Genomic DNA, 14,505 nt, shown 5'->3' on the forward strand with positions numbered 1-14,505 from the left:
AAATGTCGTTAGGCCAGTCATGCTTCATCCGACTTGAGACGGACTTTTCCTGAAAAGTCAGAATCATCTTGTAAAAATAAGGGAAATCTGCTATAGTAGTTCATATATGACATTCGAAGGAGAAAATATATGAATCCAACTATGCTTATTGTCTTTGCAGTTGTACTGATAGGGATGACCTATTTCCAAATGCGTGCTCAAAAGAAACAGGCTCAGCAGCGTATGGAAAGTCTTAACAAGCTGCAAAAGGGTTATGAAGTCATTACCATTGGTGGTTTGTATGGAACGGTAGATGAAGTGGACACAGATAAAAAGACAGTTGTTCTGGATGTAGACGGTGTTTACCTGACCTTTGAACTGACAGCTATTAAGACTGTACTGCCATTGACTGAGGGGATTCCTGCTGTTGCTGGCGGTGAGGGAAGCGTTGACCTTCCTGAGGAAGAATCAGCGATTGAAGAGTAAAGAAATAAACAGCTTGCGGGCTGTTTTTTTGTTTTGAATCATGTGGCTAGGAGGTGTCTGGTTTCAAGCTTATTCGCCTTGCAGTTTGGACAAGCTGGTGAGTTTTAACTGAGTTTGGATTCTCTGGTTGACATTCTGTCCTTATTTTATATCCTCGGATTTGAAAAAGCGGATGAATTGCCCACATTCCAAGGATTTATGATATAATGAACTGATAAAACTTTAAATAGGATAAAAAGTATGTTTAGTTTTAAGAAAAAAGAAAAGCTGAACGCACCTCTGAATGTTCCCAAACACATTGCTGTCATTATGGACGGCAACGGCCGTTGGGCTAAAAAAAGGATGCAGCCGCGCGTATTCGGTCATAAGGCTGGCATGGAAACCCTGCAAAAGGTGACGATTGCTGCCAAGGAGATGGGTGTTCAGGTCTTGACAGTCTATGCCTTTTCAACGGAAAATTGGTCTCGTCCGGAAAAGGAAGTTTCCTTTATCATGAATCTGCCAGTTGAATTTTACGACCGCTATGTACCGGAGCTTCACAAGAATAATGTCAAGATTCAGATGATTGGTGATACGGCTAAGCTTCCTAAGGCGACATTTGAAGCTTTGGAAAAGGCTGAAAGCCTGACCAAGCTCAATACAGGTTTGATTCTCAATTTTGCCCTAAACTACGGTGGTCGATATGAGATCAATCAGGCTGTTAAAGAGATTGCTCAGGATGTTCTGGATGCCAAACTCAGTCCCGGTGACATTACTGAGGAAGTCATTGGCAACTACCTCTATACCAGCAATTTGCCTAAGATGCTGCGCGATCCGGATCTGGTGATTCGGACCAGTGGAGAGCTGCGTCTCAGCAATTTTCTGCCTTGGCAGTCAGCCTACAGTGAGCTGTATTTTACGGATATCCTCTGGCCTGACTTTGATGAGAAGGCTTTGAAGGCTGCAATTGCAGAATACAGCCGTCGGAATCGACGCTTTGGCGGTGTTTAAGGGAGAAAGTAAAAGAGTATGAGTAAAAATTTACAAAAACGTCTAATCTTTGGGGGAATCGCTCTTGCTATTTTTATTCCTCTGGTATTGACAGGAGGCGTCATCTTTCAGATTTTTGTGGGGCTACTGGCTATGCTGGCGGTGCATGAATTTCTCCAAATGAAAGGTCTGCCGACAGCGACCATCGAAGGCGTCTTGGCCATGCTGGCAGCCTTTGTCCTAACCCTGCCTTTGGAGAACTATCTGAAGTTTCTGCCAGTGGATGGCAATGTCGTGGCCTATGGCTTGGTCGTCTTCCTTCTGTTGATTTCGACTGTTCTAGGTTCCAACTACACTTTTGAGGATGTAGCCTATCCGATTGCAGCTAGTTTTTATGTTGGTCTTGGTTTTAATGCCTTGATTGATGCCCGCTTGATGAATATTGACAAGGTCCTGCTAGCTCTCTTTATCGTCTGGGCTACTGACAGCGGAGCTTATCTGGTCGGGGTGCGTTTTGGTAAAAGAAAGCTGGCGCCGAGAGTTTCTCCTAATAAGACTATTGAAGGCAGCCTGGGCGGCATTCTATCAGCCGTTCTAGTGACTGGGATTTTTATGTTGGTTCGACCGCAAGTGTACGCACCTTATCATGCCCTTGTCTTTTTGATTCTGGCAGTGCTCTTTAGTATTGCAGGTCAGTTGGGAGATTTGGTCGAAAGCTCAGTTAAGCGTCATTTCGGGGTCAAGGATTCTGGGAAATTCATTCCTGGTCACGGCGGTGTCTTGGATCGCTTTGACAGCCTTCTCTTCGTCTTTCCGCTCATGCATTTCTTCGGCTTGTTCTAAGACAGTCGTGCATGGCTGAAAGTAAGGGATGGCAAGTTTGTCCAAAGACCGCACAATCTGAGAAGGAACTAGGATTTGGAGCTCAAAATTTTGAGTTGAGCTTCTACCCTATTTTCAAGAGTGTCAGCTATGCAGGGGCGGGAAGCTCGGTATTTGGCCGTTTTCTGCTCCTTCTTTGATTTAAAGAAAAAATAAGATTTCTAGGAAAGGTAAAATATAGAAGTCCATGCAGTTTATAACCTTTATTATTATTTTTGGGATCATTGTGGTGGTCCATGAGTTCGGACACTTCTACTTTGCAAAGAAGTCCGGCATTTTGGTCAGAGAGTTCGCTATCGGTATGGGCCCCAAGATTTTCTCCCATATTGGCAAGGACGGGACGGCCTATACGATTCGGATTTTACCCTTGGGGGGCTATGTGCGCATGGCCGGCTGGGGGGAAGACTCCACTGACATTAAGGTGGGGACACCGGCTAGTCTGACCTTGGATGCAGAGGGCAAGGTGGTTCGTATCAATCTCTCTGGCAAAAAGGTTGACCAGACAGCTCTGCCCATGAATGTGACTGGCTTTGACTTTGAGGAAAAGCTGGAAATCACAGGTCTGGTCCTTGACGAGCTCAAGACTTATGCAGTAGATCATGATGCAACGATTGTTGAAGAAGACGGCACTGAGGTGAGGATTGCACCGCTGGATGTTCAGTATCAGAATGCTAGCATCTGGGGTCGCCTCATCACCAACTTTGCTGGGCCTATGAATAACTTCATCCTGAGCGTGCTGGTATTTATGCTGCTGGCCTTTGTTCAGGGCGGCGTTCGTGATGAGAACAGCAATCATTTTCAAGTCATGGATGGTAGTGCCATAGCAGCTGCTGGGGTTCAAAATAATGACCAAATCCTTAAAATTAATGACTATAAGATTAGCAACTGGGCGGATCTAACCAGCGCTCTGGCGAAAATCACAGCCAAGAGCAAGGAAGCGCCGACCTTGTCTGTTACCTACAAACACGGTAGCGAAACGAAAGAGATTACCGTACAGCCTAAAAAAGACGGCAATCGCTATCTGCTGGGTGTATCCCCAACAGTCAAGACAGGCTTTTGGGACAAGGTCATTGGCGGCTTTACTGCAGCTTGGTCTACCACGGTTCGCATTTTGTCAGCTCTGAAAGATATCGTCTTCCACTTCAATATCAATAAGCTGGGCGGTCCAGTTGCTATTTACAATTTCAGCAGTCAGGCTGCTGAGCAAGGATTACCAGCAGTGCTCAGTCTTTTGGCGATGCTGTCGCTCAATATCGGTATTTTCAACCTGATTCCCATTCCAGCCTTGGACGGCGGAAAAATCGTCCTCAATATTCTAGAGGCTATCCGCAGAAAACCTCTTAAAAGGGAAACGGAGACCTATATCACTCTGTCTGGAGTGGCTATTATGGTTATCCTGATGATTGCCGTTACCTGGAACGATATTATGAAATTATTCTTCTAGGAAACTAAAGTTCTTAGAACTATGAAAAAGAAATTATTCAATGAAAGTCAAGGAGTTTTGTTTTTATGAAACAAAGTAAAATGTTAATTCCAACTCTGCGTGAGATGCCTAGCGATGCTCAAGTTATCAGCCACGCTCTCATGCTACGGGCTGGCTATGTCCGTCAGGTTTCAGCCGGAGTTTATTCTTATCTGCCGCTGGCCAATCGTGTGATTGAAAAAGCAAAAAAAATCATGCGAGAAGAGTTTGACAAGATTGGTGCAGTAGAGATGCTGGCACCAGCCCTGCTCAGTGCAGACCTCTGGCGCGAGTCTGGCCGTTATGAGACCTATGGTGAAGACCTCTACAAACTGAAAAATCGTGAGAAATCTGACTTTATCTTAGGGCCAACCCATGAGGAAACCTTTACGGCTATCGTCCGTGATTCGGTTAAATCCTACAAACAGCTGCCGCTTAATCTCTATCAGATTCAGCCTAAATACCGCGATGAAAAACGTCCCCGTAACGGGCTCTTGCGGACGCGTGAGTTTATCATGAAAGATGCCTACAGTTTCCACGCTAACTATGACAGCTTGGATGTAGCTTATGATGAATACAAGTCTGCCTATGAGAAAATCTTTACCCGCAGCGAGCTGGATTTCAAAGCCATTATCGGTGATGGTGGCGCTATGGGGGGCAAGGACAGTCAGGAATTCATGGCCATTACGCCAGACCGGACGGATTTGAACCGCTGGGTTGTCTTGGACAAGTCTGTAGCCAGCTTTGATGAAATTCCTGAGGATGTTCAGGAAGCTATTCGGACAGAATTGACCAGCTGGATGGTATCTGGTGAGGATACCATTGCCTACTCCAGTGAGTCCAGCTATGCTGCCAACCTTGAAATGGCGACAGATGAATACAAGCCTGCAGGACGTGTCGTGACTGAGGAAGAAGTAGCCCGCGTTTCAACGCCTGACTGCAAGACTATTGACGAAGTTGCTGCCTTCCTTGGGCTGGATGAAAGCCAGACAATCAAGACCTTGGTTTACATGGCTGACGAAGCTCCTGTCGTAGCACTTTTGGTCGGCAATGACCAGCTTAATGAAGTCAAGCTGAAAAATCATTTGGCAGCGGATTTCTTTGACGTAGCTAGTGAAGATGAAGTCCGTCAGCTCCTAGGAGCAGGTTTTGGCTCACTAGGGCCAGTCAATCTGCCAGAAGGCGTGAGAATCATCGCTGACCGCAAGGTGCAAGACCTAGCTAACGCTGTGGTTGGCGCTAATGAAGATGGTTACCATCTGACTGGTGTCAATCCAGGCCGTGACTTTACCGCTGAGTATGTGGATATCCGTGAAGTTCGTGAAGGTGAAATTTCACCGGATGGTCAAGGTATCCTCAAGTTTGCTCGTGGGATTGAGATTGGACACATCTTCAAGCTGGGAACTCGCTACTCTGACAGCATGAACGCTAATGTTTTGGACGAAAATGGCCGAGCAGTACCGATGATTATGGGTTGTTACGGTATCGGTGTCAGCCGTCTCCTGTCCGCTGTTATGGAGCAGCATGCCCGTCTCTTTGTCAATAAAACTCCTAAGGGTGAATTCCGCTATGCTTGGGGCATCAACTTCCCGAAAGAGCTGGCACCATTTGATGTGCACTTGATTCCGGTAAATGTCAAGGACGAGGAAGCCTTGGCTCTAACTGACCAAATCGAGGCTAACTTGCTAAGTGCTGGTTATGAGGTCTTGGTGGATGATCGCAATGAGCGCGCTGGTGTTAAGTTCAGCGACAGCGATTTGATTGGTCTCCCAATCCGTGTGACAGTTGGTAAGAAAGCTGCAGAAGGCATTGTCGAAGTCAAGATTAAGGCTACTGGCGATACCATTGAAGTCCACGCTGATAATTTGCTAGAAACCTTGTCAATTTTGACAAAATAAAACAAACTGCCAGTTTTGTCTGGCAGTTTTCTTTTGCTTATTAGTCTTGAAAATGCTATAGTAGGAAAGAATAGATTGGAGGATCGAATGATGGGATTATTCAGCGGTTTATTAGGCAATGCCTCTCAGAAAGATATTGAAAAAACAGAAAGACAATTAGAGGATATTCTGACAACAACAGAGAATGTGAAACTGGCTTTTAGCCTCATTCGTGACTTGATTGTCTTTACAGATAAGCGTTTAATTTTGGTCGACAAGCAGGGAATGACTGGCAAAAAGACTTCTTATAAGTCCTTTCCTTATCGCTCAATTAGTCGCTTTTCAGTGGAAACAGCCGGCCATTTCGACTTAGATGCCGAGCTGAAAATCTGGGTTTCCAGCGCTCAAGATCCAGCAGAAGTCCTGCAATTTACCAGCGATCGCAGCGTCATAGCCATTCAAAAGGCTTTGGCAGAAGCGGTGTTAAGATAGACAGAAAAAGCCTTCTGAGTATTAACTGTAAAGTTAAATCACTCAGAGAGCTTTTTTTATTCTTCTTTAAGTCCTTGCCCCTTCAAAAAATCAAAGACAACATCTGGTTTATCTTGAAGTTTCCTGAAAAAAGTTTGACTACTTTCAGAGTCATCTGCTGACTGAATCAGTTGTTCTTGATCTATTTTGCTGAGGTCAAAGTCAAAAATGGCTATAGCTTTTTTCTTGTCTTCGGAAATCTCAACGTGAATTTCAAGTCCTTTTAGCTTTTCTTGGTTTTCAATCATGGGACTTTTCTTAAGATCTTCTCTATAGATTTTTGTTAGTTCTTCGACGCTCATTTTTTGATTATCTTCAGGGATAGCTTGGCTGGAAATTAGCTGAAAAGATAGGATCTTGTCCTTGGTATAGAAAAGCTTGACTGAATTAGTATAATACTCATCGATTTTATTAGAAAAAGTTTTCGTCTTCACCTTTTCTTCTTTGGCTTTGTTTTGACTTTGATTTTGCTTGGGCTTGTTTTCTTGCTTATCTTGATTAGGCATGCTGCAGGCAGTCAGGGTCAGCAGACAAGCACTAGCTAAGAGAATTTTCTTCACAATTAAGACTCCTTTTTGATAAATGTTTTTTCTATTATATCATAACTTAGCACCATGAAAAACGATTTGATAATTGTGTTGGGACTCGTGCTTTGTCCTACTCTTTTTCTGTCGAAAAAAGTGCTAATTTATGGTAAAATAGGGTCACTACTGTACGAGGAAATGTCATGTCAAACAAGTTTGAAATTTTAATGCATCAGCTGGATATGCCACTGGAAATGAGAAATTCAGAGGCCTTTTTGAATGCAGAAATTGAGAAGGTTCTGGTCCACAAGGTCAGTCGGGTCTGGGAGTTTCATTTTTCTTTTGCGAATATTCTGCCCATTGAGATTTTTCGGGAATTGCAGAAGCGCTTAGCTCAAGAGTTTTCTAAGACGGGAAATCAGGCCATTTTTGAAATTCACTGTCAGGCTCCCCAGGTGTCGGATGAGCTCTTGCAGGCTTATTACCAGCTGGCCTTTGAGGAAGGTCCATGTGCCAGTCATGGCTTTAAAAGTCTGTATCAGGATTTACAGGTTCATTTGGATGGAGACAAGCTGCTGATTGAGGGGGCTTCGACCATTGACACGGAGCATTTTCGCAAGAATCATCTGCCCAACCTCAGCCAGCAGCTTGTCAAGTACGGCTTTCCTCAGCTGACCTGTAAGGTTCAGCACAGCGATGAGCTGACCCAGCAGCAAGCGGAGAATTTCCAGGCAGAGAATGACAAGATTGTTCAGGCGGCCAATGAAGAAGCGCTCAAAGCCATGGAATCCCTGCAGCAGATGGCACCGCCGCCAGAGGAAAAGCCAGCCTATGACTTCCAAGCTCGCAAGGCTGCGGCTAAACCAAAGCTGGACAAGGCAGAGATTACCCCTATGATTGAAGTTCAGACTGAGGAGAATCGTCTGGCCTTTGAGGGAATGGTCTTTGATTTGGAGCAGAAGGTCACTCGGACTGGCCGGGTCTTGCTCAATTTCAAGATGACAGACTACACTTCCAGCTTCTCCTTGCAGAAATGGATGAAAAACGAAGAGGAAGCCAAGAAGTTTGACATGATTAAGAAAGGCGCCTGGCTGCGCGTGCGGGGAAATGTGGAGATGAACAATTTCACCCGCGACCTGACGATGAATGTGCAGGATGTGCAGGCCGTTACCCACTATGAGCGCAAGGATCTGATGCCTGAGGGCCAGAAGCGGGTTGAGTTTCACGCCCATACCAATATGTCTACTATGGATGCCCTGCCTGAGGTGGAGGAAATCGTGGCAACGGCCGCCAAGTGGGGCCACAAGGCTGTCGCCATTACCGACCATGGCAATGTGCAGAGCTTTCCCCACGGCTACAAGGCTGCTAAGAAAGCTGGTATTCAGCTGATTTACGGTATGGAGGCCAATATTGTAGAAGACCGGGTGCCCATCGTCTACAATGAAGTAGACATGGAGCTGAGCGATGCGACCTATGTAGTCTTTGACGTGGAAACAACAGGGCTTTCAGCGGTCTACAATGACTTGATTCAGGTCGCTGCTAGCAAGATGCACAAGGGCAATATCATCGCTGAGTTTGATGAGTTTATCAATCCTGGGCATCCTCTGTCGACCTTTACGACGGATCTGACTGGGATTACGGATGAGCATGTCCGCAATGCAAAGCCGCTAGAGCAGGTGCTGAAAGAATTTCAGGAATTTTGTCAGGACAGTGTCCTCGTTGCCCATAATGCTACCTTTGACGTGGGCTTTATGAATGTCAATTATGAGCGTCATGGCCTGCCCCAAATTACCCAGCCTGTCATTGACACGCTGGAATTTGCCCGCAACCTCTATCCAGAGTACAAGCGTCATGGTCTGGGGCCTTTGACCAAGCGTTTCCAGATTGCTCTGGAGCACCACCACATGGCCAACTATGACGCGGAAGCGACGGGCCGCCTCCTCTTTATCTTTATCAAGGATGTAGCTGAAAAGCATGGTGTGACAAATCTCAAGGATTTGAATACGGATCTGGTCGATGAGAATTCTTACAAGAAGGCTCGGGTCAAGCATGCGACTATTTATGTGAAAAATCAGACGGGACTCAAGAATATTTTCAAACTAGTCAGTCTGTCTAATACCAAGTATTTTGAAGGCGTCCCGCGGATTCCACGGACCGTGCTGGATACCCATCGTGAAGGCCTGATTCTGGGCTCAGCCTGCTCAGAAGGCGAAGTCTATGACGCCGTTGTCTCTCAGGGGGTGGATGCGGCTGTCGAAGTAGCCAAGTATTATGACTTTATTGAGGTCATGCCACCGGCTATCTATGAGCCACTGATTGCCAAGGAGCAAATCAAGGACCAGGAAGAACTGCAGACCATTATTCGCAATCTGATTGAGGTCGGAGATCGCTTGGGCAAGCCTGTCCTTGCGACAGGGAACGTCCACTATATCGAGCCGGAAGAAGAAATCTATCGTGAGATTATCGTACGGAGTCTAGGTCAGGGAGCCATGATTAACCGAACCATTGGTCACGGTGAAAATGCCCAGCCAGCTCCGCTTCCTAAGGCTCACTTCCGGACCACCAATGAGATGCTGGATGAGTTTGCCTTTCTAGGCGAGGACTTGGCTAAGAAGCTGGTCATCACCAATCCGAATCAGCTGGCGGAAACCTTTGAGCCGGTAGAGGTTGTCAAGGGCGACCTCTATACGCCTTTTATTGACAAGGCTGAGGAGACAGTTGCCGAGCTGACCTATCAAAAGGCCTTTGAGATTTATGGCAATCCGCTGCCTGATATCGTGGACTTGCGGATTGAAAAAGAGTTAACCTCTATCTTGGGGAATGGTTTTGCCGTGATTTATCTGGCTTCGCAGATGTTGGTGCAACGATCCAATGAGCGAGGCTATCTGGTAGGTTCACGGGGGTCAGTCGGATCCAGTTTTGTTGCGACCATGATTGGGATTACCGAGGTTAATCCTCTGTCGCCCCACTATGTCTGTGGCAAATGTCAATACAGCGAGTTCATCACGGACGGCTCCTATGGTTCTGGCTTTGATATGCCGGATAAGGACTGTCCAGAGTGTGGCCACAAGCTGAGCAAGAACGGTCAGGATATTCCTTTTGAGACCTTCCTTGGATTTGACGGGGACAAGGTACCCGATATTGACTTGAACTTCTCGGGAGAAGATCAGCCAAGCGCCCATTTGGACGTGCGGGATATTTTTGGTTCAGAATACGCCTTTCGGGCTGGGACCGTTGGTACCGTTGCGGCTAAGACGGCCTATGGATTTGTCAAAGGCTATGAGCGCGACTATGGGAAGTTCTACCGGGACGCCGAAGTTGAGCGTCTGGCGCAGGGAGCTGCCGGAGTCAAGAGGACGACTGGACAACACCCGGGCGGAATCGTTGTTATCCCTAACTACATGGATGTTTATGACTTTACACCGGTCCAATATCCAGCTGACGATGTGACCGCCGAGTGGCAGACCACCCACTTCAACTTCCACGATATCGATGAAAATGTCCTCAAGCTAGACGTTCTGGGACACGATGATCCGACCATGATTCGGAAGCTTCAGGACTTGTCTGGCATTGATCCAAATGACATTCCTATGGATGATGCTGGCGTCATGGCCCTCTTTTCTGGGACAGATATTCTGGGTGTGACTCAGGAGCAAATTGGCACGCCGACTGGTATGCTGGGAATTCCGGAGTTTGGGACCAATTTTGTACGGGGAATGGTTGATGAGACCCATCCGACAACTTTTGCCGAGCTCTTACAGCTATCTGGTCTCTCTCATGGTACGGACGTTTGGCTGGGCAATGCTCAGGACTTAATCAAGCAAGGGATTGCTGACCTGTCTACCGTTATTGGTTGTCGGGACGACATCATGGTTTACCTCATGCACAAGGGCTTGGAGCCTAAGATGGCCTTTACGATCATGGAGCGCGTGCGGAAGGGCCTTTGGCTGAAGATTTCTGAAGAAGAGCGCAACGGCTACATCGCAGCCATGAAGGAAAACAATGTGCCGGAGTGGTACATTGAGTCCTGTGGAAAGATCAAGTACATGTTCCCTAAGGCCCATGCGGCGGCCTATGTTATGATGGCCCTGCGGGTGGCCTACTTCAAGGTGCATCATCCGGTTTATTACTACTGTGCTTATTTCTCCATCCGGGCTAAAGCATTTGATATCAAGACCATGAGTGGCGGACTTGATGCCGTCAAGCGCCGGATGAACGAAATCGCTGAAAAGCGCAAGAACAACGAAGCCTCCAATGTAGAAATTGACCTTTATACGACTCTGGAAATCGTCAATGAAATGCTGGAGCGGGGCTTCAAATTCGGAAAGCTGGATCTCTACAAGAGCCATGCGACCGAGTTTCTCATCGAAGAGGATACCCTTATCCCACCATTCTCTGCCATGGACGGTCTGGGTGACAATGTTGCCCGCCAAGTGGTCAGAGCTCGGGAAGAAGGCGAATTCCTCTCTAAGACAGAGCTCCGCAAGCGCGGCGGTCTCTCTAACACCCTAGTCGAAAAAATGGACGACATGGGCATTCTGGGCAATATGCCTGAAGATAACCAGTTGAGTTTGTTTGATGAGTTTTTCTAAAATAATTCAAAATAGTTAAAAGATGGACAAAATTTGTCCATCTTTTTTGCTATCTTTATTTTAGTGAATGGTAGATGGGGGAAGAGATGTTTTTTTATCAAATAGAATTTAGCAAAATGAATAAAAATATTAAAGAAGCAGATGAGGATTTTATCAAGGAGAATCAATGGTTTTATTATTTCAAAAACCAAACATGTCTTTACGTTGTTGGAGTAACAGAACATACCAAAGAGGATTTGTTTGATAAGCTAAAAAATTTGGGGTTTAATGATGAAGAACGCACTGATTTTAAAGTTAAATCTATCAGTAAAAGAGAATATTTAAAGGAGGTGGGGAACAAGTATTCAGTTCAAATAGGTCAGCTTTTTCTTCATTCAGATGAAAGAGAGTTTTCAAATTCTGATGGCTTTGCTATTACTGATTTAGAACGCAGAGACTTAAATANTATAGGTTTAAATGAATTTCAAGAGTATGTTTTAAAATTAAAAATGTTTTTAAATAATCAAAAGGAAAGAAGGCGGAAGAAAGAAAAGGTCCTTGTTGAAAATCAGTTTTTAATTTTCAAAGGTTCTTTAGGAACTGGTAAAAAATTTGCTATCAAATATTTGATGAGGTTGTTAAATGTCAAGTGTAAGACTATTTTGAAAGATGGGTTTTCAGTTAATTTTGAGTCAGAACAGCGTTTAGTGATAATAAAGGACTATTTAACTATGCATCCTAGAAAAAAAGAGGAATTAAAAAATAATATTGTAGAAGCAACGGAAGGAAGAATATATATTTTTTTGGCGGAGTCAGATAGTATAGCTTATGAAATATCTAGAGAATTTCTTCCACTATTTCATGTCGTTTATGAATTAAATTTTCCTCCCTACTCATATAACGAACTTGTTAATATTATAAAATTTCGCTTAGGGGATTATGGTTTTCATTTAGAAGAGGATTTAATAAAGCTGCTTTCAAATCACAATTGTCTTACAAATAGTTACGATAGTTGTTATTTTGCTCAAAAGATTATTGAATATAATTTAATAGAAAGTAATTTGAGTAATGGAAAACAAACTTTTTCCTTGCCGTCGGAGCTGTTTTGTATGAAAGGTTGCAACAATCCATTAGCTACAAATTCTGATACTTTGAAGGAGCTAGACCGTTTGGTTGGTTTATCTACTGTTAAAAGTCTGATTCATAGAATTCTAGATTACTTCTCTATATCGCAAAGAAGATTTGAAATAAATTCTTCGCCTGTTCGGCCTTCTATGCACTTTATGTTTTCTGGAGCATCTGGTACTGGAAAAACAATCGTTGCTAGATTGTTGGCAAAAATTTTTTATGAACATGGAATTATTAAATCAAACGTTTTGATTGAAGTAGGACGCTCAGATTTAATTGGTGAATATGTTGGCCAAACAGCTCCAAAGGTTAAAAGATTATTTGATAATGCAAAAGGCGGTATTTTGTTTATTGATGAGGCCTATAGTCTAATTCCACAAGGTGAGCGTGATTTTGCTAATGAAGCTATTCCTACAATTATTCAGGAAATGGAAAATAATAGAAATGATGTCATTGTGATTTTCGCCGGTTATACAGAAATGATGGAGGAATTTTTAAACACCAATCCAGGTTTAGCTTCTAGAATTAGTAGAAAAATTCATTTTGAAAATTATAACAAGTATGAACTGTATGACATACTGACTCTAATGGCTGATCAACAAGGTTATATAGTGGATAAGAAATGCAAAACTATCCTCCTGACTCATTTTGAAAAATGTCTTTGCTCAGAAAGTTTTGGTAATGCTCGTTATGTCAGAAAACTATTTGAGTTAGTTTTATATATTCAGGCGGAGCGACTGATGAAAGAAGAGATAGTATCAAATCTAACTGATGCAGAGTTGAGCTATTTGTCTTACATAGATTTTGAAAAAGCAATACACGATTTAGAGAAAAAAGAAAATAACTCAAAAATAATAGGGTTCAGGGCAGATATATAGAATGTTCATGTTATAATATAGGGAAAGGGGAGGTTTTATGAACGATCAAGAACGTATTTTATCCATTTTGTTACGTCTGCAAGCAGGAGCTCGTCTATCAAAAAATCAATTAAGTGATGAGTTTGAGGTTAGTGCAAAAACGATTCAGAGAGATTTCTCTTTATTAGGTGATTTTTTAATGACTCAGCCCGTGATAGCAGCTGAGTTGGCATATGATTCAAAACATCATACAAGATATTTAAAAGGAAAATCACTTTTTAATAAAAAAGATATTTTAATAATTTCTAAGATTTTATTAGAAAATAGAGCCTTAAATAAAGTAGAAAATGAGGACTTGTTAAAAAGTTTGTTGAGGCTTGTTTCAAAAGAGGAACAAAAAGAAATAGAAATGATTATCAACAGCGAAAGACTGAACTATGCCCCAATTACAGACGAGCAAAATCGTATTCAAAAGCTTTGGGAATGGTCAGAGATGATTCGCAAGGAGAAGGTGCTAGAAATTGTCTACAAGAGTCCCTATCAAGATAAAAAAGAACATTTAATTTTTCCAGCTTCGCTGTATTATGATATTCATTATTTCTACATTGTAGCTTACAATCTTAAGAATGAGCATTACATGACCTTGCGTTTGGACAGAATCCTGACTTGGAAGTCCACAAAGGAATCTAAACCTCCTATTTCCTATGGGAGAAAATTTAGAGATGGAGATATTCGCAATCAGCGAGTAGACGCTTTTTTAGGAATAAAGATTACAGTTGAATTGGGATTCCGTTATGATCCGACCATCGTTTTAGACCAATTTCCTAATGCACAGCTCTTATCAGCTGACGAAGAATGGACGAGGTTTAAGTTTGAGAGTCAATATACACCTGGTCTTAAACGTTGGCTGCTCAGTCAAGGAGAAGCAGTTAGAATTTTGTCGCCACAGTCTTTGGTTGATGATATTCAGAAAACGATGAAAGAAATTTTAAGTTACTATCAATAAATATTTTCGATACTTGAACTTGAGTGGACATAAAATGTCCACCGAAAGGTGTAGAATTTATATATTAAGAAATAAAGGAAACAAAAATGATTGAATGGATTGTATTTGATAGGTTTGGCAATCAAATCGCAGGACCATTTTTTGATAAAATAGCAGCAGAAAACGTTGCAAAAGCAATTCCTAATGCTACTATTATTCCAAAGCATTAATGGACCCAAGATTCTATGCTGATA

At 43.4% G+C, this 14,505-nt stretch carries 11 protein-coding genes; 10 read left to right on the forward strand and 1 reads right to left on the reverse strand.

Features of this window, described 5'->3' with window-relative positions; genetic code table 11:
- The first annotated feature begins 129 nt into the window (after window positions 1–129).
- The 6 genes from yajC (at window position 130) to D8877_RS03880 (ending at window position 6,147) form a co-directional block, all read left to right on the forward strand.
- The gene (gene yajC / locus D8877_RS03850) at window positions 130–465 is read left to right on the forward strand and encodes a preprotein translocase subunit YajC (RefSeq protein ID WP_002927941.1); all 336 of its coding nucleotides are present in this window, start codon (window positions 130–132) and stop codon (window positions 463–465) included.
- Window positions 466–705: 240 nt separating this feature from the next.
- A complete protein-coding gene (gene uppS / locus D8877_RS03855; RefSeq protein ID WP_125352480.1) occupies window positions 706–1,455 on the forward strand; it encodes an undecaprenyl pyrophosphate synthase in 750 nt (249 codons plus the stop codon).
- 18 nt (window positions 1,456–1,473) lie between these two features.
- Window positions 1,474–2,277: a phosphatidate cytidylyltransferase gene (locus tag D8877_RS03860; RefSeq protein ID WP_125352482.1), complete on the forward strand. Its 804-nt coding sequence runs from the start codon at window positions 1,474–1,476 to the stop codon at window positions 2,275–2,277.
- Between the two features lie 226 nt (window positions 2,278–2,503).
- The gene (gene rseP, locus D8877_RS03870) at window positions 2,504–3,760 is read left to right on the forward strand and encodes an RIP metalloprotease RseP (RefSeq protein WP_125352484.1); all 1,257 of its coding nucleotides are present in this window, start codon (window positions 2,504–2,506) and stop codon (window positions 3,758–3,760) included.
- Window positions 3,761–3,825: 65 nt separating this feature from the next.
- The gene (locus D8877_RS03875) at window positions 3,826–5,676 is read left to right on the forward strand and encodes a proline--tRNA ligase (RefSeq protein ID WP_125352486.1); all 1,851 of its coding nucleotides are present in this window, start codon (window positions 3,826–3,828) and stop codon (window positions 5,674–5,676) included.
- Window positions 5,677–5,766: 90 nt separating this feature from the next.
- Entirely contained in the window at window positions 5,767–6,147 is a 381-nt protein-coding gene (locus D8877_RS03880) for a PH domain-containing protein (protein WP_125337694.1), read from the forward strand.
- 56 nt (window positions 6,148–6,203) lie between these two features.
- Here the strand turns inward: D8877_RS03880 and D8877_RS03885 are convergent, their stop codons facing one another.
- Window positions 6,204–6,746 (reverse strand): DUF1307 domain-containing protein, encoded by a 543-nt coding sequence (locus tag D8877_RS03885; protein ID WP_125337643.1) that lies wholly within the window; start codon window positions 6,744–6,746, stop codon window positions 6,204–6,206.
- A gap of 167 nt (window positions 6,747–6,913) precedes the next feature.
- Between D8877_RS03885 and D8877_RS03890 the strand changes: the two genes are divergently transcribed.
- From D8877_RS03890 to D8877_RS12395, 4 genes are all read left to right on the forward strand, one after another.
- Entirely contained in the window at window positions 6,914–11,302 is a 4,389-nt protein-coding gene (locus D8877_RS03890) for a PolC-type DNA polymerase III (protein ID WP_125352488.1), read from the forward strand.
- Between the two features lie 1,262 nt (window positions 11,303–12,564).
- Complete coding sequence (locus tag D8877_RS12565; RefSeq protein ID WP_446677722.1) at window positions 12,565–13,287, forward strand: AAA family ATPase; 723 nt, start codon at window positions 12,565–12,567, stop codon at window positions 13,285–13,287.
- Window positions 13,288–13,324: 37 nt separating this feature from the next.
- A complete protein-coding gene (locus D8877_RS03900; protein ID WP_125340334.1) occupies window positions 13,325–14,272 on the forward strand; it encodes a helix-turn-helix transcriptional regulator in 948 nt (315 codons plus the stop codon).
- Between the two features lie 86 nt (window positions 14,273–14,358).
- Window positions 14,359–14,481 carry a hypothetical protein gene (locus D8877_RS12395; protein ID WP_260468650.1) on the forward strand — a complete coding sequence of 41 codons (123 nt, stop codon included), beginning with the start codon at window positions 14,359–14,361 and terminating at the stop codon, window positions 14,479–14,481.
- Window positions 14,482–14,505 lie beyond the last annotated feature (24 nt).

The sequence above is a fragment of the Streptococcus sanguinis genome (assembly GCF_003943735.1).
Classification (GTDB): Bacteria; Bacillota; Bacilli; order Lactobacillales; family Streptococcaceae; genus Streptococcus; species Streptococcus sanguinis_E.